At 41.5% G+C, this 19,841-nt stretch carries 18 protein-coding genes and 1 pseudogene; 16 read left to right on the top strand and 3 right to left on the bottom strand.

The window, feature by feature from the left end:
* Position 1 precedes the first annotated feature (1 nt).
* From AC58U0_RS11830 to AC58U0_RS11800, 7 genes are all read left to right on the top strand, one after another.
* Positions 2 to 412: a rhodanese-like domain-containing protein gene (locus AC58U0_RS11830; protein ID WP_497379220.1), complete on the top strand. Its 411-nt coding sequence runs from the start codon at positions 2 to 4 to the stop codon at positions 410 to 412.
* Positions 413 to 584: 172 nt separating this feature from the next.
* Positions 585 to 935: a thioredoxin family protein gene (locus tag AC58U0_RS11825; protein WP_497379219.1), complete on the top strand. Its 351-nt coding sequence runs from the start codon at positions 585 to 587 to the stop codon at positions 933 to 935.
* Between the two features lie 312 nt (positions 936 to 1,247).
* A complete protein-coding gene (locus AC58U0_RS11820; protein ID WP_497379218.1) occupies positions 1,248 to 1,976 on the top strand; it encodes a DsbA family oxidoreductase in 729 nt (242 codons plus the stop codon).
* 182 nt (positions 1,977 to 2,158) lie between these two features.
* Entirely contained in the window at positions 2,159 to 2,476 is a 318-nt protein-coding gene (trxA, locus tag AC58U0_RS11815) for a thioredoxin (RefSeq protein WP_497379217.1), read from the top strand.
* Between the two features lie 165 nt (positions 2,477 to 2,641).
* Positions 2,642 to 2,983 (top strand): thioredoxin family protein, encoded by a 342-nt coding sequence (locus AC58U0_RS11810; RefSeq protein ID WP_497379216.1) that lies wholly within the window; start codon positions 2,642 to 2,644, stop codon positions 2,981 to 2,983.
* Positions 2,984 to 3,083: 100 nt separating this feature from the next.
* On the top strand, positions 3,084 to 4,133 hold the full coding sequence (locus tag AC58U0_RS11805; protein ID WP_497379215.1) for an NADH:flavin oxidoreductase: 1,050 nt from the start codon (positions 3,084 to 3,086) through the stop codon (positions 4,131 to 4,133).
* 170 nt (positions 4,134 to 4,303) lie between these two features.
* On the top strand, positions 4,304 to 4,957 hold the full coding sequence (locus tag AC58U0_RS11800) for a carboxymuconolactone decarboxylase family protein (RefSeq protein ID WP_497379214.1): 654 nt from the start codon (positions 4,304 to 4,306) through the stop codon (positions 4,955 to 4,957).
* Positions 4,958 to 5,358: 401 nt separating this feature from the next.
* On the opposite strand, the pseudogene AC58U0_RS11795 reads toward AC58U0_RS11800, so the two are convergent.
* Positions 5,359 to 5,449 (bottom strand): annotated as a pseudogene (locus tag AC58U0_RS11795) (IS6 family transposase); the annotation flags it as partial.
* A gap of 242 nt (positions 5,450 to 5,691) precedes the next feature.
* Between AC58U0_RS11795 and AC58U0_RS11790 the strand changes: the two are divergent.
* From AC58U0_RS11790 to AC58U0_RS11770, 5 genes are all read left to right on the top strand, one after another.
* A complete protein-coding gene (locus AC58U0_RS11790) occupies positions 5,692 to 6,915 on the top strand; it encodes a sensor histidine kinase (protein WP_497379212.1) in 1,224 nt (407 codons plus the stop codon).
* On the top strand, positions 6,905 to 7,555 hold the full coding sequence (locus tag AC58U0_RS11785; RefSeq protein ID WP_497379211.1) for a response regulator: 651 nt from the start codon (positions 6,905 to 6,907) through the stop codon (positions 7,553 to 7,555). The genes AC58U0_RS11790 and AC58U0_RS11785 overlap by 11 nt, the downstream gene beginning before the upstream one ends.
* A 180-nt stretch (positions 7,556 to 7,735) precedes the next feature.
* On the top strand, positions 7,736 to 8,074 hold the full coding sequence (locus tag AC58U0_RS11780) for an Asp23/Gls24 family envelope stress response protein (RefSeq protein ID WP_497379210.1): 339 nt from the start codon (positions 7,736 to 7,738) through the stop codon (positions 8,072 to 8,074).
* 32 nt (positions 8,075 to 8,106) lie between these two features.
* Positions 8,107 to 10,332: an MMPL family transporter gene (locus AC58U0_RS11775; protein WP_497379209.1), complete on the top strand. Its 2,226-nt coding sequence runs from the start codon at positions 8,107 to 8,109 to the stop codon at positions 10,330 to 10,332.
* A 258-nt stretch (positions 10,333 to 10,590) separates the two neighbouring features.
* Positions 10,591 to 11,766: a glycoside hydrolase family 43 protein gene (locus AC58U0_RS11770; protein ID WP_497379208.1), complete on the top strand. Its 1,176-nt coding sequence runs from the start codon at positions 10,591 to 10,593 to the stop codon at positions 11,764 to 11,766.
* Between the two features lie 364 nt (positions 11,767 to 12,130).
* Here the strand turns inward: AC58U0_RS11770 and AC58U0_RS11765 are convergent, their stop codons facing one another.
* Complete coding sequence (locus AC58U0_RS11765; RefSeq protein WP_497379207.1) at positions 12,131 to 13,732, bottom strand: response regulator; 1,602 nt, start codon at positions 13,730 to 13,732, stop codon at positions 12,131 to 12,133.
* Positions 13,710 to 15,254, bottom strand: coding sequence for a sensor histidine kinase (locus AC58U0_RS11760; RefSeq protein ID WP_497379206.1), 1,545 nt, complete (start codon positions 15,252 to 15,254; stop codon positions 13,710 to 13,712). Before AC58U0_RS11760 ends, AC58U0_RS11765 begins: the two co-directional genes overlap by 23 nt.
* 327 nt (positions 15,255 to 15,581) lie before the next feature.
* On the opposite strand from AC58U0_RS11760, the gene AC58U0_RS11755 reads away from it, so the two are divergent.
* From AC58U0_RS11755 to AC58U0_RS11740, 4 genes are all read left to right on the top strand, one after another.
* The gene (locus AC58U0_RS11755; protein ID WP_497379205.1) at positions 15,582 to 17,291 is read left to right on the top strand and encodes an extracellular solute-binding protein; all 1,710 of its coding nucleotides are present in this window, start codon (positions 15,582 to 15,584) and stop codon (positions 17,289 to 17,291) included.
* 62 nt (positions 17,292 to 17,353) lie between these two features.
* On the top strand, positions 17,354 to 18,268 hold the full coding sequence (locus tag AC58U0_RS11750) for an ABC transporter permease (RefSeq protein WP_497379204.1): 915 nt from the start codon (positions 17,354 to 17,356) through the stop codon (positions 18,266 to 18,268).
* Positions 18,269 to 18,286: 18 nt separating this feature from the next.
* Positions 18,287 to 19,162, top strand: a complete 876-nt coding sequence (locus AC58U0_RS11745; protein WP_497379203.1) for a carbohydrate ABC transporter permease — start codon at positions 18,287 to 18,289, stop codon at positions 19,160 to 19,162.
* Positions 19,162 to 19,806: a histidine phosphatase family protein gene (locus tag AC58U0_RS11740; RefSeq protein ID WP_497379202.1), complete on the top strand. Its 645-nt coding sequence runs from the start codon at positions 19,162 to 19,164 to the stop codon at positions 19,804 to 19,806. The genes AC58U0_RS11745 and AC58U0_RS11740 overlap by 1 nt, the downstream gene beginning before the upstream one ends.
* Positions 19,807 to 19,841: the final 35 nt, after the last annotated feature.

The raw sequence follows: 19,841 nt of genomic DNA, 5'->3' as shown, positions 1-19,841 counted from the left end.
TATGTACACTCTATTTATCCTGCTCGTGGTTGTTCTCATATGGATTATTCGTCAAGTTGGACCCGTTCATTACTTATCATGTTTAAAAATGAACTTAAGGGATAGCATAAACAAATTGCCTTCCTCAATTAAGCTACTTGATGTAAGGGATGTTACGGATTTCGATAAGGCGCATATTCCGGATTCGATCAATATTTCGTTAGGCCGGCTACCCTTTGTATGGAATAAAGAACTATCCCCTAAGGATGAAGTTATGATCCTGGCTGATGGTTGTTTCAAAAGCAAGAAGGCCGCCCGGATTCTTCAACGGAATGGGTTCCGCAAATTATATACGGTGCATGGGCCGGTTTTAAATCAGCTCAAGTTGTTCCAACACAAGGATGAAACGCTGGATGAAATGAAAAAAATGTAGCATCAATCTCCCTAGCGATTATAACAGCTGTTTTTAACAGTTCGAAATTGTTGCAGTCTTGGCATTGCTCGGTGTGTTGGCAACGTTCATTCACTTAATGAGCTCGTCGAGTACGAAACAACAGGCGCAACATGTGGAGAATTGTACAAAGCTTTTATCTGGGGGTGGTAATATGAAAGAGCTTCATGAATTAACTTCGCTGGATATGGTAGAAGCGTTTCTAGAGAAGTATAAGTTGAGTTTCTTATACGTATCCAGACCTGAGTGTAATGTGTGTCACGCGATATTACCTAAGCTAAGGGAATTACTCGTTCATTATCCGCAGATACACCTAGGTCATATTGATGTCAATCAGGTCGAAGCTGTAGCGGCAAGATTTTTGATTTTTACAGTCCCAACGTTACTTTTGATGATCGAAAAGAAAGAATATCTAAGAGCAGATCGATTTGTTCGCTTTGATCATTTAAATGAACAAATTGAACAGATTTATGAAATAGTTACTCAAGATGTTGAAGTGAAGTAAATGTCAGTGACCCTACAAAACTCGCCCCAAAAGATGCTTGACTTCAAACTATATCAATTATATAATTCAATTAATCAATTGAATTATTGAACAAGAGGGAGATATCACTAATGGGAGCGAAATTGTTAATAAAGCGACTGTTGCAACAGTAGATGTGGATCAAACCACGGAATTGGCTACTCGCTTTAAAAGAAGAACTGGCTGAATCAATTATGGAAGCTATTGCTTTTCAAGCCGGCACTGCTCTTGCTCATGAAATGAATACATTGGTTGCATTTGACGAATGACTATAATTTGATAAGGGGTGGAAACATGAAAATTGAAATCTGGTCTGACATTGCATGCCCATTCTGCTATATTGCGAAGCAAAATCTGGAGCAGGCATTGGATAAATTGCCGTATAAAGATCAAGTAAGTATTGAATACAAAAGTTTTGAACTTGATCCAAAAGCTTCTTTGTACGATGGGAAAAGTTTTGTGGAAAAATTAGCCCCTAAGTTTGGCGGGATGGAACAAGCAAGACAGTTCCTTAGCCAATTAACAGAACAAGCCAAAAACGTAGGACTATCCTTTCAATTAGATAGTCTGAAGCCAACAAATACATTGGATGCACATCGTTTATTAAAATGGGCGAAAACCCAAGGTAAAGAAGCAACGCTAAATGAAAAATTGCTCATTGCCCATTTTACAGAATCCAAAGATGTAGGAGATATCCATATTTTGGCGGATATTGCCGAAGCATCGGGTTTGAACCGAGAAGAGGCACTTGACGTATTGAGCGATAAAGGTGTTTTTACGGATCAAGTAAGAGAAGATCAGCATCAAGCACGTCAATTTGGCATAGATGGAGTACCATTCTTTATCTTCAATGAAAAATATGCCCTTTCAGGCGCGCAGCCGACAGAAATCTTTTCTGAAGTGCTGGAAAAAGTATGGGAAGAAGAACGTCCGGCAGCCAAATTTGAAATCCTATCCAATGAAACAGCTGGTGTAGGGCTATGTACGGATGAGGGTTGCGCAATTCCACCTAGAAAATCATAAAAACAAATCAAGTATTGAATTGAATAATATTAATTGAGATGTGATCACTGATGAGGACAAAGCCTTATCTAAATAAACGTGACACGAACATAGATTGACAGGGTTGATTAAACTATATTTTTATCAATTAAATTCAATTATTATATTGAATAATTGATAATCAATTGAGGAGGATTCTATTTATGGGAGCAGTATCTTTAACAAAACAGAATTTTGAATCTAATATTAAAACTGGAGTGACGTTAGTCGATTTTTGGGCACCTTGGTGTCCACCTTGTCAAGTGCAACTTCCCATCATAAATGAGCTAGCTGATGAGTTAACTGGACAAGCAACAATTGCTAAAGTTAACGTTGATGAAGAATTCGAATTGGCTTCACAGTATGGAATTAGCAGCATTCCTACACTACTCTTATTTAAAGATGGTAAATTGTCTGAGACAATGGTGGGGATCACTCCAAAACAAGCTCTTAGAGAAAAAATCTTAGGGTTGGTTAATTAATCAATATTCAACAACCAGTTCTTGTAACCTGTGAATACAAGGAAGAAAACGACGGTTTTGGTTTATTAGAACCGTCGTTTTTTAAAAATAATTATCAGGTAAATTCTTGAGCTGTAACAAATCCAAAATGCCATATAACTCGATCTTGCGAAAGGAGCTACTAACATGAGAAAAGTTACCTCTAAATCCGAATTTGATACAGCTATCCGTTCCCCAAAAATTACAGTTGCTGTTTTCAAAGCAGACTGGTGCCCGGACTGCAAATTTATTGATCCATTCATGCCTGAAGTTGAAGAAAAATTTGCGAATGATCTGGATCTCATCGAGGTGGATGTAGATCAAGTAGGGACTGTAAGTGAAGAACAAAATATTATGGGTATTCCAAGCTTTGTAGCCTACGTTGACGGTAAAGAGCTTACTCGATATGTCAACAAGCTTCGTAAATCACGCGAAGATATTGAACATTTTCTGCAAAGTGCTGTTGAGGTATATAACAAACGTCCATAAGGAATTTTAGTTAGGTTGATTTAATTGCTGCTAATATAATTCCATGGTACGTCTACATTATCTAATAATAAACATTAAGTGATAAAACTTGGAGGTCTTTATGAACACGTTTCAATCAGTTGAAGCTCTTTTTAAACCATTCGAAATGGGAAATTTTAAACTACCTAATCGTATTATGATGGCACCTATGACTCGAAACTTTTCTCCAAATGGAGTACCAGGGGAGGATGTCGCAGCGTACTATCGTCGTAGAGCTGAAAGTGGTGTTGGACTTCTTGTGACAGAGGGTGCGTTTATCAATCATTGTGATGTTGTATCCAATCAAGAGAACATACCACACTTATATGGGGAAGATGCGCTAAACGGTTGGTCAAAAGTAGTTGATGAGGTACACGAGGTCGGTGGGAAAATTTTCTCTCAAATTTTTCACATGGGTGCACGAGGCAATGTCAATGATTATTCAAAACAAGAAATTTCGGAAATTGTTGAAGCCTACGAACAGGCAGCAGCCAATTCTAAAAAAGTTGGTTTTGATGGCATCGAGATTATGGCAGCACATGGATTTTTAATCGATCAGTTCTTCTGGGAAAAAACAAACACGCGTAACGATGAATACGGTGGCGACATGGTCAATCGCACGCGCTTTGCTAGTGAGGTCATCGCAGCTTGCCGACGTGCTGTTGGACCAGAATTTCCAATCGTGTTGCGAATCTCACAGTGGAAATATGATTTCTATACAGCAAAATTAGTAGAAACTCCAGAACAACTAAAACATTTCTTAACGCCATTAGTTGATGCGGGAGTTGACATCTTTCATGCCTCAATTCGTCGCTTTTGGGAACCTGCATTTGAAGGATCAGAGCTGAATCTCTCAGGATGGATAAAAAAACTGACAGGAAAACCAACAATTACAGTTGGATCTGTTGGTCTTGACGCTGATTTCTTGGATTTCTTTGCTAACGGGGAACAAGCTAACGGCAAAGCCACCAAGATTGGCGCATTAGTCGAGAGATTAGAACGTGAAGAATTCGATTTAATAGCGGTTGGACGCGCATTATTGGCTGACCCTGACTGGGTAAACAAGATCCGAGATGGACGAACAGAAGAATTACTTCCGTTTACTCGTGAGGCACTCGACACATTACATTAAACCTCGAAACGAAGGGTTCCGGTGCAGAAACTTCAAGATAATTGCAATAAATCTTTAAACGTTGGACATAATATTGCGAAATTAGCATCTATTAAAACATTCCAGAAGTGATACCAAAACAAGTAGAAAATCACAAACGAGAAACATAAAAAATGGAGGTTATCAATTTGATGAACGATAGTTTATATAAAAAATCTTATATAGGTAGATTGCCAGAATTAGGGAAACTTGCACCAGATACATTTAAAGCATTTATCGCATTTGATAAATTGGCTTTAGCTTCAGGTATTATTCCTAAGAAAACTAAGGAGTTAATTGCTGTAGCAATCTCTCATGTCACTGGCTGTCCATATTGTATTGAAATACATGTTTCAAATGTTAAAAAGTTAGACGCTTCGAAAGAAGAAGTAACAGAAGCGATTATGGTGGCTACTGCATTAAAAGCTGGTTCTGCCATTGCTCATGGTTTAAATGGATTAAATGCTTTTGATGGAAATGCTGATGATGAACTTTATAAAAGATCGAATATGATGAGATTCAAAGAATTTAAAGAATTAAATCCAGAAACTTTCAGCGCATTCAATAAATTTGATATGGAAGCGATGAAGCCCGGATTAATAAGCAGAAAAGATAAGGAATTAATGGCGATTGCAGTTGCCCATGTTACTGGCTGTGCATACTGTATTGATTCGCACACAAAAAAAGCGAAACAATTAGGCAGTACATTGGAAGAAATTGCCGAGGCTATTTTTATAGCTACAGCATTAAAGGCAGGTTCCGCACTTGCACATAGTGTGAATGCATTAAATGCTTATGATAATTAATATAATTCTAATTTAATTAAATTTTTGAAGAGTGGAATAGATTAACGTTTCGGCATTCCGTTATTTGCGGCTACTATACGACAATTGGATTCGCAAATGTGGCCGAACTCGAGTTCTACAGGAAATGATAGAGTGCTTCGTGATTTTTGCAATGGGCAACCTATCTACAGTTTAAGAATCCTTGTTGGGAATATCCCTCAAGGATTTTTTTTGTATTTAATAGAAATATTATGAAAATACAATATTGGATTCATGTAATCTTCGAAGTTAAGATAGAACACTCTGTGTTTGTTTTGAGATATTTCGAATCAATTCGAACGGCTTTATAATGAGGTTGCGGAGCGGAGTAGTTTTAAAAAGATAGCAATTTCTTAATATATTGTAATTAACTAAGCCATAATACCATTTGAAACCAAGCATCGGTTTTGTGATTTTCTTAATGTATCGGTGATCTTGCTCCACAAAGTTGTTTAGATATTTTGTCTGTCCAATCACATGTTAATTCTATGGTTTTCCCCATAGAATCTACTGCCCCTATATCTCGATAGCTTAAACAAAATAAGTTGCTCCATCCCATGACATTATCAATTACGTTATCATTAATTAGAACTTTGCACCACAACCATAGGATGTTAGGGTATTATTTACTAATGATTCGTACGAACGTACATGTACGTTCGTACACCAGCAGTTGCGACATTGACGGTATAATAGAACCAAAAAGAGGTGAGTTCATGACAAATAAACGAAATAGTCTCGACCATGCTGGTCATTTGTTAGATACAAAAGCCTTGTTCATTGCAAGGGTACCGATTTTGCTGTGGGTTGGCCTGGTTACAGTGGCTACCTGTATTTTGCAGTGGACAGTAAAGCCTCTATTGGTCTCAAGTATCGTATTCTTGTTGATGATGTCCTTGCATGTCACGCTGCATTGGTTTTCTCATTCACTTGTTAAAAGTAGGCCATGGCTGTATTTTTTTTTGCAAGCCCTTCTGATTTACAGCTGTGCTTATCTAATGCCCGACGGCTTCGTGGCCATTCTTATTGGGTTATACCCGGCATTAATTGGCCAAAGTGTAGGAGTGTACTATAAGAGACGAGAAGTCCTTATCGTGTCTCTTTTTTCCTATAGCTTATTTTGTGTGGCAGTAGGCTTTGTAAGTAAGTGGGACAATCTAAAGATGTATATACCCATCCTTATTTTGATGATGGTCATCGTTGTTGCCTATGCGGTGCTATTCTTCCAGCAGGTGCATACACGAATACGGACACAAGCCTTCCTGAGGGACTTGGAGCTCGCGCATAGGAAGGTTGAGGAGCTGACGCTGGCGAACGAGCGTCAGCGAATCGCCCGGGATCTTCATGATACGCTGGCTCAAGGCCTTGCTGGTGTGATTATGAAGCTTGAGGCTGTGGACGCGCATATGTCCAATGGGAACGTAAATCGAGCTCATCAAATTATTCTGCTCTCCATGTCTCAGGCTCGGAAGACCTTATCCGATGCCAGAGGGGCCATCGATGATTTGCGTTCAACCTCATTAACAGAGAAGGATTTTACAGAGGCAATTCGAGATGAGGTCCATCGCTTTAAGCATGCGACGGGCATTGAGGTTTCTCTGGAGGTGAAGCTCAGTCATTCATTGCCATTGTTATGGATGGAACATAGCTTGTATATCATCAGTGAATGCTTAACCAACATCGCCCGTCATGCTCACGCTAAACAGGTATCAGTCTTGATCCTGAACAATCAGGATGTACTGCACATCAAAGTCCAAGATGATGGGAACGGGTTTAATATTGACCTTATTGGAAAACAGCCAGGTCATTATGGGCTAATCGGTATTTCTGAACGTGTTCGAATTCTTGGTGGAAGGCTGGAAATGATCAGTAAGGAAAACGAAGGAACCCTAATTGATATTGAAGCACCCTTAATAAAAGGAGATCAAAATGACGCATAAAGTGCTGTTGGTAGACGATCATTGGGTCGTTAGAGAAGGCTTAAAACTCATTCTGGAGACGAATGAAAGCTATCAAGTTATTGGAGAGGCCGAGCATGGAGAGGAAGCGCTCCAGCTGCTGAATGAGCTGAACCCCGATGTTATTTTGATGGACCTGAATATGCCCATAATGAATGGACTTGAGGCGATGAAGAAAATGAAAGAGCGTCAACTTGATATTCCGGTCATCATCCTGACAACATATAATGAAGATGAAATGATGATCCAAGGGCTGGGCCTGGGAGCCAAGGGCTACTTGCTGAAGGATACGAGCCGTGAGCATTTGTTCCGTACGCTTGAGTCCGCCATCAGAGGGGAGACGCTGCTTCAGCCAGAGATCACGGCCAGAGTGTTTGCCTCTGTTTTGGGAACGCAAGAGTCTCATGCTCCACGCGTTGTACAATCGACACTGAGTGAGAAGGAGTTAATTATTCTTAGATCTGTTGCCCGCGGCTATCGCAGTAAGGAAATCGCTTTTGATATGGGGATATCAGAGAGGACGGTAAAGGCGCATCTGACCAATATCTACAACAAGCTTGGGGTGGATTCAAGATCACAGGCGGTTGCGACAGCGGTGGAACGCGGATTTCTTAAACTATAATAGTAAGAAACACATCACACCTTAGTTAGAACAATTTTATGGCAACTGATTTTATAGAAAATAGTGCTGCCCTTTCGTACATGAGGCTCTTGCCCTTATGTACGATTTTTTTTGCTGTCCGTTCTATTATGATAATTACATGATGTGATTTCGACATCGAGCTAGGAAGGAGCTAAAAATGTGAAAGAGACGCATGCAGGGATAATTCGCATTTCGGATCAGGTAATCGCCAAAATCGTTCGAAGAACCGTTTTGGAGACAAGTCCAAATGTTTCCATATCCAAAGGTATGACTGAGGGCCTAGTTAACCTGCTGCGCGGCGATCGTGGGCATGGCATATCTGTGGAAACGGATCAACAAGAGGTGGCGCTTGACCTTCGCGTTACCGTCAGCTATGGGTGTAAGATCCATGAAGTATGCTGTGAGCTGCAGCGCAATGTCGCGAAGGCCTTGGAACATATGACCGACCTGTCAGTCAAAGAGATTCGTGTGACAGTGGAAAGCGTGGTACTATCTTGAGCCAATCATCAAACAAAGAGAGGGAGAATGGAATGGCAATTTATTTATATAGGCTAGGAAGTTGGGCAGTAAGAAAGAGGAGAGCAGTTCTTATCGGAACCATTTCTTTATTGATTATATTGGCTGTTGCTGCACTTCAAATGGGGGCAGCATTCAGCAGCGATATGTCGATTCCAGGGACAAAATCAGAAGAAGCGGCCCAAGTTTTAAGCAAGGCGTTTCCATCGACCAGTTCTAATGTACTAGGCGGGGAGGTCAAACTCATCATCAAGGCGCCGGTTGGTTCAACCTTAGAGTCAGCGGATACCAAAGCTATCCTCACAGAGTCGCTTAGCGAGATCACAGGATATAAAGAAGTGGCATCAGTCGTTAGTCCGTATGATAACGGTTCATTAACCGCAGATAAACTGATCGGTTATGCAACTGTTACTTACAACTCACCTGCTGCAGAAGTAACGAAGGAAGCCAAAGATCGTATGCTCGAAATGGCCGAGCATTTGCGTAAAGCTGGCTTGCAGGCGGAATTAGCCGGTTCGGTTGCTTTTTCGGAAATGGAGATCGGCGGTGCCTCAGAAGCGATTGGGGTTGGCGTAGCTTACCTTGTGCTGGCGATTACTTTTACTTCTTTCCTGGCTGCAGGCATGCCTATTATTATGGCTGTTGCAGGATTAGCTATGGGACTATTATCGATTATGGTTGGAACGAACTTTCTTGATATCCCGTCAACTTCACTTTCCCTTGCCGCGATGCTTGCGCTCGCTGTAGGGATTGATTATGCCTTGTTCATTCTTACCCGCTTTAGACAGGAGCTGGCTAAGGGGCAGAACGTTCATGATGCAGCGGCGATCGCAACTGCAACAGCAGGCAGTGCTGTCGTTTTTGCCGGACTTACGGTTGTCATCGCACTTGCTGGTTTGATCGTTGTAAAAGTGCCTTTTCTGGGGGCGATGGGGATTGCGTCAGCGTTTTGTGTAGTGATTGCGATTATGTTCGCAATTGTGTTTGTTCCTGCTGTGCTTGGATTTATAGGTCACAAAATCAGCCCGGTAAAGAAAAATACATTTCTGCTAAAATTAACTCGTTCCCGGTCAGGCAGGAACCCTAGAAATCGGTGGGGCAGCGTTGTTGTCAAGCGCCCGGTGCCGATTGCGTTGGCAGGCATCATCTTACTTGCTGTCATCAGTATTCCGTTCTTCCATATGGAGCTCGGGCTTCCGGATAACGGTACAAAGTCCAAGGAAACGATTGAACGACGCGCGTATGATCTGCTTGCTGAAGCCTATGGTCCCGGTTATCACGCACCGCTCGTCATTGTCGCACAAGCAGACGGACAAACGGATCCGCAAGCAGCGATTGCGAATGCGGTAAAATCGTTGAACGGTCTGCCCTTTGTGGCAAGCATGACGCCTGTGGTTCCTAGTCAGTCCGGGCAAGAAGCCATAATCACGATCACGCCGAAGGACGGCCCAAACGCTTCAGAAACGAAGGAGCTTGTTCATCGAATCCGGGATATGGCGGATGAGATCAAGGAGAGCCAGCATGTTACGCTGATGGTAACTGGGGCAACTGCTGTAAACATCGACATCTCCCAAATGCTGAATGACGCACTCCCCAAGTTCGCATTGGTTATTGTTGCACTAGCATTAATATTGTTAACACTTGTGTTTCGTTCTATCCTAATCCCGATAAAAGCAGTGTTAGGCTTCCTGCTGTCGCTAGCAGCAACACTTGGATTCGTCGTCTTCGTTCTACAGGATGGACATCTGCTCGGCTTGTTTGGGATACCGGAAGCGGGGCCTATCCTGAATTTCTTGCCTGTCATTGTCGTAGGAATCTTATTTGGATTAGCAATGGACTATGAGGTGTTCCTCGTAAGCCGGATGCGCGAGGAATATATCCATACCGGTGATGCACGTCGTGCCGTTACTGCAGGGATTGGACACAGCGGTGCAGTAATAACAGCAGCAGGACTGATCATGATTGCCGTATTTTCCGGGTTTATTTTCGCCCCTGATCCTATTATCAAATCAATGGGATTGGCACTCGCATTTGGTGTTTTGTTTGACGCTTTTATCGTTCGAATGGCCATTGTACCCGCGGTTATGACCCTAATGGGTAAGGCAGCGTGGTACTTGCCGAAGTGGCTGGATCGGTTCATACCGAATATTGATATTGAGGGTGAGTCGATCATGAAAGAATTAAAATCAACCGAAGAGGAAATGAAGAAAAGCGAGTTGAAGCAAGCGGCAAATTATTGATCCGATATCTTGGCTAAGGCAGCATTTCGAGTAGACGAAATGCTGCCTTTTTGCAGTGTACCACGTATGGCAGTAAATTAGGTGGTGAAGGTCTTTGTATCTTCCGCGTGAAAAAAGCGGAATGACACCAGGGCAATTTCGACTTTTGCATCATGCTGAGGAAACCTTCTGAGAATGGCGCGATTTCACATAGTTTATAGGCAAACAGACTGGTATGATAAAAAATGAAGAGAATGAATTATAACGGAGGAGATCCGAATGAACTTCAATGAAAATACCAAGCTTGCAGATCTTTTGTCCAATGCGGATGCGGTTAAGGTACTTGAAAAACATTTGCCGGGAATTTCGACAAACGCTATGATTAGCTCGGCTGCTTCGTTTTCACTCAAAATGTTAGCTGCATTTCCTCAGGCGAATCTATCTGAAGAAATTATTGCCGCTATCGTTGCTGATTTAAAAATGATAACTTTTGAATCGAGCAGTGTCCAAACGACGAATGCAGATAAAAAAACAAATAAAGTCCTGCAAACGATCGAAGAAGAAGATGTCACCATCAAGTCAAAAGAACATATTCAAATTCGGGATCCGTTCGTTCTGCGTAACGAGTCCGATCGACTTTATTACCTATATGGGACAACGGATAAAGATACATGGAACGGACCAGGCACAGGCTTCAATGTTTACCGAAGTAAAGACTTGGACCAGTGGGAAGGACCGTATCCCGCGTTTAGGCCGCAGCCTGACTTCTGGGCAACCATGAACTACTGGGCGCCGGAAGTTCATCAATATAAAGGTAAGTATTATATGCTTGCTTCGTTCAAAGCGGACGAAATTGCCAGGGGAACACAAGTTTTGGTTTCAGACGAGCCAATTGGTCCGTTCCGCCCTCATAGCAAAATGCCCGTAACGCCTAAAGATTGGGAATGTCTTGATGGAACGTTGTATATTGATGAAACCGATCAGCCTTGGATGGTGTTCTGTCACGAATGGACGCAAATTGAGAATGGAACCATTGACGCTATACGTTTAACTGAATCATTGGATGGTTCGGTCGGTGACCCCATCACTTTATTCGCGGCTACGGAAGCAACATGGGTGAGCGAGATCAATCCTGGCGTTCCTTTTTACGTCACTGATGGACCTTTCATGCATCGCTGCAAAGATGGAACTTTGCTAATGCTTTGGTCTAGCTTCAAAGACGGAAAATATGCCCAAGCGATCGCAAAATCGGAGTCCGGTCAGATTCAAGGACCATGGAAACAAAATGAAAATCCGTTGTTCGAAGGTGATGGAGGTCATGGAATGTTATTCAAATCCTTCGATGGAGAGTTGATGCTGGCATTACATTCACCTAACGACACGCCAAACGAGCGTGTGATGTTTATCAGACTCAGGGAGGAAAACGGCAATCTTTTTGTCGTTTCAGTAACTTAACTAACGGCCGGAAGCTGAATACCCGTTCGATTAATTCCGCCCAGATTTTCATCGGAGCGATTCCAGTCCTATTGATGTATCCTGTGCTGCAAAGGTTATTTACTCAAAGTATCGTAATTGGCGCCGGGGATATAGTCCATCCGGATCAGGTTTATTCTCATTCATACTAGCGTATGGGTGAGTTTTTTTTTGATTTCAGACATATAATCCTTTATCTCGAAGTTTTTTAAGGCAAGAGGAGGAACTAAAGTGAGGTTTCAGAGCTCTGTATACATTGCGTAATGAAACCAGAAAAGACTTTTTTGGAACGGAGCAAATATCCCGTACCCATGCATTCGTATGGTTACGGGATATTTTTAAAGTATTACCCTCTGTTTCTATACTCTTGAGGTGTGTGCCCGAAATGTTTCTTGAAAATTTTGATGAAATGGGGGGGAGCTAGAAAGCCAAGTTTGCCGCTGATCTCGGCAATTTTAAGGTCAGTTTGCTCCAATAAATAGGAAGCTCTCTCCATTCTAACGGAAAATAAATGATCTCCAATCGTTTCACCTGTTACGGTTTTATATACTTTTGATAAATAAACTGGATGAAGGTTAACGTGCTCTGCAATCCTTTGTAAGGATATGCCTTCTTCAAGATGCTCATGGATATAGGCTTGTACTTTTGCTGTGATTTGTTGATGGGAATCCTCCATAATCTTCGTTGAGTTTTCTTTCATAAATCCGATAACCTTCTCAGCCCAATGATACAATCGTTGACTTGTCAAAAATCCTGCTTTGCGTAGAAATAATTCAAAGTCTTCTCCCAACTGTTCTTGCAAGTTACCTTTCTCTTTTTGGAGCACCGAAGAAAATGCGGATGAAAGATAGAGGAAAATCGAGAAAAGTTGGTCATAACTAAATTCTTTTTCTGTTTCAGCGATATGAAGGATGCGTCTGATTTTCGCAATGGCTTCATCCCAACTGTTTGAATTCAATAAATGATTTAGATGCGGTGGCTCATCCACAAACATATGGTTATAATCGTGATGGTAATGAATTTCATCATGAGACGTAAGGAAATAGCTTTTATTTTTGCCGACATTACGGTTTATGGAAAGGACAGCATTCTGATAAGATAAAGCGATATCCTGAGGAAATAGACTTGGACTGCCAACGAATACCGATATGCTTCCCTTCAAGAACGTTTCCACATGATTCTGCACTTTTATCGCTAAGGAATGGATCAGCTTTTCGGAATTGGGCTTTGTACTCTTAATCAGAAATACGAGATACCCTTGCTCGCAAGAGCCGTACCATAGCTCGAAAATATCGCTGAATACTTCTTCAGCAATATTTGTTACCGCATACTCAAGCAGGGAGAGTGATTGCAGGTCGTAACCAGAAAAGTCTTCTTCTAATCGAACGAGCATCATGACGAAGGAGTCTCCAGATTGGAATGAAAGTCCAAGCATCTTAAGGCGTTCTTTGAAGATATGGGGAAACATCGGTTTATTGTTCAGCAAGTCGTTTAGCAGTTGGTCTTTAAGCAGTGGAAGATTAGATTTCAGAGTATATTGAATACGCTGGTAAGAACTGATTTCTTCCCATTCTGATTCTAGAACTTCCATTGCTCTTTGAACTGTCTCAATTAATTCTTCAATAATGACGGGCTTTAGCAAGTAATTAAACGTATTTGTTTGCAGTGCTTTTTGAGCATATTGAAAATCATCGTGACCAGAAAGAATGATGCACTTCATTTTCTTAGATATTTGATTGATGTGCTTGATGAGTTCAAGCCCGTCCATCTCAGGCATTCGTATATCCGTAATCATAATATCAATTGCTTGGTGTCCGGCGATTTCAAGCGCTTCCGCGGCGGAATATGCCCGGTGAACTTCCTCTATGCCATAGTCGGACCAAGGAATCGTTAGGGCCAGACTATCCACCACTGATTTTTCATCGTCAACGATTAGTAATTGGTACATCCGTTTCACATCCCTTTGCTGTAGATTTAGTCCAATATAAAGTTACAGATAAACCGCCTAGTGAGTTTTTAGAAAACTCGATCCCAGAAGGACTAGTAAAATAAATATTCAAACGTTGCTGTATGTTCCATAATGCGCATCCCATGGATTCATCCAAGGGCAGTTTAATTTTCTGCTGCAACACATTGATTTCCTCATCTGATAAGCCTTTTCCATCATCCTCAACAGTAATGCGATAGGTATCTTCATCTTCGCAGCCAACAATTCTAACCATGCTTGCCGCTTGTTTTTTCTCAATGCCATGTATAATGCTGTTTTCAACCAGAGGTTGAAGGAGTAATTTAGGTATTAGCAAACAATGCATGGAAGCAGGAATTTGGATTTCAAAATGTAATCGATCCATCCTCAAGCATTGAATGGCTAAATATTTTTCAATGACTGAAATTTCTTTCTGTAGTGTAGTCATGGGCTCATCCAGACGAGTCGTGTAACGGAAATATTCTGCTAGATTTTGCGTCATCGCTGTGATCGCATCCGTATTTCCCAAACGAACCATATTATTAATGAAAAAGAGGCAATTATAGAGAAAATGCGGATTAATCTGAGCCTGAAGCTGCTTTAACAAAGCTTCCCTTGAAATGATTTTTTCTTTATATACTTTTTCGATCAATTCTTCGATTTGTTCAGCCATTTCGTTAAAGTTGTCATACAGGTAACTGAATTCATTACCAACCTTTCGATTAATCCGGAAAGAGAAGTTTCCCTGCTTCAGGAACTTGACACCTTTCATAAGATCAGTAAGCGGGATTTGTATTTTCCTGTAAAGAAAGAGTGATATGACAATGACGGAAATCAAAAGAACAAAGCATGCCAAATAAAATAAGTTTTTTGATTTCACAATAGGGCTTAGCGCTTCATCTAATAGCGTATAATCGACCATGTACCATTTCATGGTTTGTGATTGTACATAATGTACAAAATAGTTTTGATGATTGATGGTGAAAATCTGGCTGCCCTGTGCACTTAATTCCTGTTTTCCAATCAGTTCGATAATCTGGTTAGCAATTTGTAGATCCGAGCTTGAATTAAAAATTGGTTTTTTTTCAGCGGTATAAAAAAATGGATCACTATGACGTTCAACTTTCGTGCTGTCGAGCAGAGATGACATATTGCTCTTAGGAAAGGAAACTTGGATCCAAAAATCCGGTTCTTTTATATATTTAATAAAATTGGTTTGGGCGGAATCCATGTGCCAATCTAGCGCTGCAGATGCTAAAGGTGGATCTTTTGCAAGGGGTGCTCCGATCCATTTTTGAAGGATAGGGGAATAAATGGCAAGTTGATTATTCCAACCCTCCGAAAAGCTCTGTAGATTCATTTTTTCAGAAAGGTCCTGCTGCAGCTTTATTTGATCATAGGAATCCATGGCGTCTATGGATGGTAGCAAAGAAACGGTTCGATCCCTGTCGAGCGCATTAATCAGCATATTTAATTGTTCGATGTTATGGTCCATGGTATTCATGACGAATTTCAGTTGGTTCTGACTGTTATTTTGGATGTCGTTCCGAACGATATCCAAACTGGAATTAATGGAATAGGAGTAAACAGACAAGATACAGGCAAATAGAAACAGTGTCAGAAAGATCATTTTATAGAAAGTACTGCTTTTTTTTCTCATAAGGACATTCCTTTCACAAATGGAATACCTTCATTTTAGATATGATATACGAATAAAACAACTGAAGTTAATAATGAGCTATATGATGTTTGTTTTGCGATATATCGAGGTAATTGTCTCGGTCTTATAATAAGGAAGCAAGGCACACAGAAAATGAGAGGGGTTACATGAATGGCTAAGAAATTAAAATTTGCAGCATCTTCCCTTGTGGTTGTCATGAGTTTGGGATCCATGGTTGCCTGCAGTTCCAACACTTCCGAGACAACGCCTTCTGCTTCAGCATCGGTTAATCCGTCTGGTTCCAAACTCCATATGGTGAATGGAAAAATTGATCCGCCAGTTACGCTGACCACGGTGAGAGGAATTGACAACACAGCCAAGTTCAAAAATGGAGAGACTATTGAAAATAACATTCATACCAAATGGGCGAAAGATACACTCGGGGTTGATATCAAAACGCTCTGGTCGTCTCAAATGATGGATGCTTCCTACGACACGAAGCTGAAATTGATGCTTTCGTCTGGAGACAAGCTCCCGGATGTCATTTTTACCACAAGTAAAGATACTTTGAATATGTTCATTGAATCCGGAAAAGTGATGTCGGTAGACAGTGCATTTGATAAATATGCAGGGAAAGTTTGGAAGGATGCTGTGGCCGAACAGCCAGATGCATGGTTGCCTTTCCAACGCGGTAAACAAAAGATGGCGATCCCGCGGCTTCAAGCAACCACTACTTCCGAACCGGTTCTTTGGATCCGCAAGGATTGGATGGACAAGCTTGGGCTGCAGGCACCTAAATCACTGTCCGACCTAGAAACGATTATGGACGCTTTTACGAACAAAGATCCAGATGGTAATGGAAAAAAGGATACAATGGCACTTGATTTTGCAATTAAAGATCAAATGGTTGGTTATCCTGTTGGCGACATCTCTTGGCTGTTCGGTGCTTTCGGTAGTATACCGGATCAATGGACGAAAGATTCTAACGGAAAGCTTGTATTTGGATCCACTCAGCCTGGTGTCAAACCTGCCCTTGCAAAGTTAAAAGATTGGAAGGACAAGGGATATATTGCTAACGATATTGCACTTCACGATTGGAATAAAATCGTTGAGGACGTAGCCTCAGCCAAAGTGGGAATTGTTGCCGGGGCGAACTGGTTCCCAGCGTATCCAGGTTCCATGGTGTACGCGAAAGATCCGAAAGCTAATTATCAACCGTATTCTTTCCCAGCCGGACCGGATGGGAAAAAGGGTCAAACCGTATCCGATCCTTTCAATGGCGGTTTTATCATCAGCAAAGATATCTCGCAAGAGGCGTTGGAAGCATTCTTTTATTATATGAATACGTTGTGGGATGCTAGCAGCTCTAATGACCCGTTTGTGCTGAAAGGCTTCCAGGAGAACTATGATTATGTTATCCAGGATGGAAAAGCCGTATTTGATAACGATAAAGTTCCGGGCGGACAAGTGCAGACGATGAAATATACGCTTCAAGGGAATATGCCACAACCCATGTCCAAATTTGTTGAAGTGGGTAAGAAGGTTGCAAAAGGGGAAAATTTGACCCCCAATGACATCGCATTCAACAACGCGAATGGTGTAAACCCGAAAGACCCGCTGCAAGGTATTCAAGGAAAAGCAACATTGATTGCAATTGATCAAAAGGGCTCAGACATGCCTAATTTGTTTACAGGGCCAACAACATCCACACAAAGTTCCCGTGGAGAATTCTTGAAAAAGTTAGAGCTGGATACGTTTAATCAAATTATTTACTCGAAAGTTCCGATCGACGAGTTCGATAACTTCGTTAAAAAGTGGCAGTCTTCAGGTGGTGATCAGCTCACCAAAGAAGTAAACGATTGGTACAGTTCCGTAAAATAAAGCAATAGGGCAGGCAGAGTCTTGCTTGCCCTTTCTTATTAATGTGAGTGGGAGTGGTAGATATGGAAGCCGTACAGAAGGAAAATAGACGGAGCGACAGCTGGCAGTTATATCTGATGCTGCTGCCGGCAGTTATTTTAACGGTCATTTTTATTTATGTTCCGATGGGCGGGGTTGTCATGGCCTTTCAGGACTATAAGCCTTATACAGGACTTCTTCATTCAAAATGGGTTGGGATGGACAATTTTAAGTTCTTGTTTACCTACCCGGACAGTAAACAGGTTATTTGGAATACGTTTATCATTGCTGTACTCAAAATCTTTTTTGGTACAATCGCAACGTTCACATTTGCTCTCTTACTTAATGAAGCCCGTCAAAAGTTCATGAGAAATTCAATTCAAACGATTGTTTTTCTTCCGCATTTTTTATCATGGGTTGTTCTAGGCGGTGTGTTTATAGAAATTTTGGCGCCAAATGGTGGTTTAGTGAATCAGTTTTTGGAAAACGTGTTTGGGATCAAACCAGTATTCTTTCTTGGGGATAATCGTTTTTTTCGAGTGACCATGGTCGTAACTGAAGTTTGGAAGGAATTTGGATATGGTTCAATCCTTTTTTTAGCTGCGCTTGCAGGTATTAATCCTGCGTTATATGAGGCAGCAGAAATCGATGGAGCTGGCAGATGGAAGCAAACGCTAAATATCACGATCCCATCGATCATCCCGACATTGGTCGTTGTCGTTACCTTGTCGCTCAGTCAAGTATTGAATGCCGGCTTCGATCAAATTTTCAATTTGTACAATCCGCTTGTTTATCAGACAGGTGATATCATAGATACGTTTGTATACCGTATGGGTCTCATCAGTGGAAACTATAGTGTTTCAACCGCAATTGGACTGTTCAAATCCGTTGTCGGCCTTGTGTTGATTATTACCTCGTATCGAATTGCTGGGAAGTTTGCAGGCTACAAAATATTTTAAAGATCGGAGATAACTGCCATGCATGCAATGAGTCCAGGCTTCAGAATTTTTCAGGGCGCCAATTATATTTTCTTAAGTTTACTTGCTGTACTTTGTCTGATCCCAATGGTTCACGTTGTTGCCGTTTCCTTTAGCTCCGCACCTGCGGTTGCCGCACATGATGTTACTTTCTGGCCAATTGAACCGACATTGTTTTCTTATAAGAAAGCACTTGGAAACCCTGAACTATATCGGTCCTTTATCGTTTCGGTAGAACGAATCGTTCTCAGCTTTGTCATCGGGCTAACGATCACGTGTATGGCTGCTTATGTCATGTCCAAAGGAGGAGGGCGCGACGGGATCGGAGGTTATCGATTCTTCGTCGGATTTTTCGTTGCCGCGATGCTGTTTAACGGCGGATTGATCCCTACGTATCTGGTGGTAACGAAGATCGGGCTGTACGACTCCATTTGGGCGCTGGTGCTTCCCGGGGCCGTCAGCATTTTCAACCTGATTCTCGTGATGAATTTCTTCAAAGCCCTCCCCAAAGAACTGGAGGAAGCGGCTTTTATGGACGGTGCGAATCATTGGATCGTATTTAGCAAGATTTTCTTGCCCTTATCTCTTCCTGTCTTGGCGACGGTCGGGTTGTTTTTGATCGTGAACGACTGGAACGAGTGGCTGGCTGGAAGCATCTATATGAAAGCCAACCATGTGCCGCTGGCCACTTATCTCAAATCCATCATTGCCATGCCTGATGTGAATTCCAATAACGCCAAAGAATTGGCGCAAACCAATTTTCAGGCTCTTATGTCCGCTCAAATTGTTATTGGCGCGCTGCCCATCCTAGCCATTTATCCAGTACTGCAGCGATTTTTCGCTGCCGGAATCGTTATTGGGGCTGTTAAGGAATAATGAAACTGTATATTATTCGTCATGCGGAATCGTTAGAAAATATCGGTGAAACCAATATTGCGGATTGTGATCTATCGCCTCGTGGATTGCTGCAAGCAAAGGGTGTAGGCCGTTTTTTTGAGAATTACCATGTAGATTACATTTACGCTAGTCCTTTAAAGAGAACGATTCAAACGGCTATACCTCTTGCAACTGATAAAAGGTTATCCATCACATTGGTACCAGAAATTTGCGAAATATTTTTAGAGCATATGATTCCTTACAAAGTATTTCCTTGGGTATCATGTAGTCGATGGGAGTTTGGAGAATCTCCATTTGGTAGTTTTACTCCAAGGCATATATTAGCTGAGACAGAAAAGTGGTGGCCGACTTGGCCTGAGACGATTGATCAGGTCGTTGAAAGGGTTAAAAGTTTCAAGTCAGTAGAGCTATCTGAACATTTTTGCTCAGAGGATCAAGTCGTTATTTTCGGTCATGGCGCAACGGTTGGGATATTGATTGGTCTATTGTGCCCTAATAATAGCCTTGTAAATTTACATCAAATTGATAATGCTGTAATTTTTGAATTAGATCAAGATGCTGTTGGTAACTTCGAGGTGACTCAAATACACATAGAGCATCTTTCTGAATCAAGGGAACTGTAAAGGGCATGTGGAAAAAAGAGAATAATTATTGAATG

Source organism: Paenibacillus sp. J31P190 (assembly GCF_059692075.1).
The sequence above is the reverse complement of the archived record's forward strand: the minus strand, read 5'-3'. Positions and strand labels throughout refer to the sequence as shown.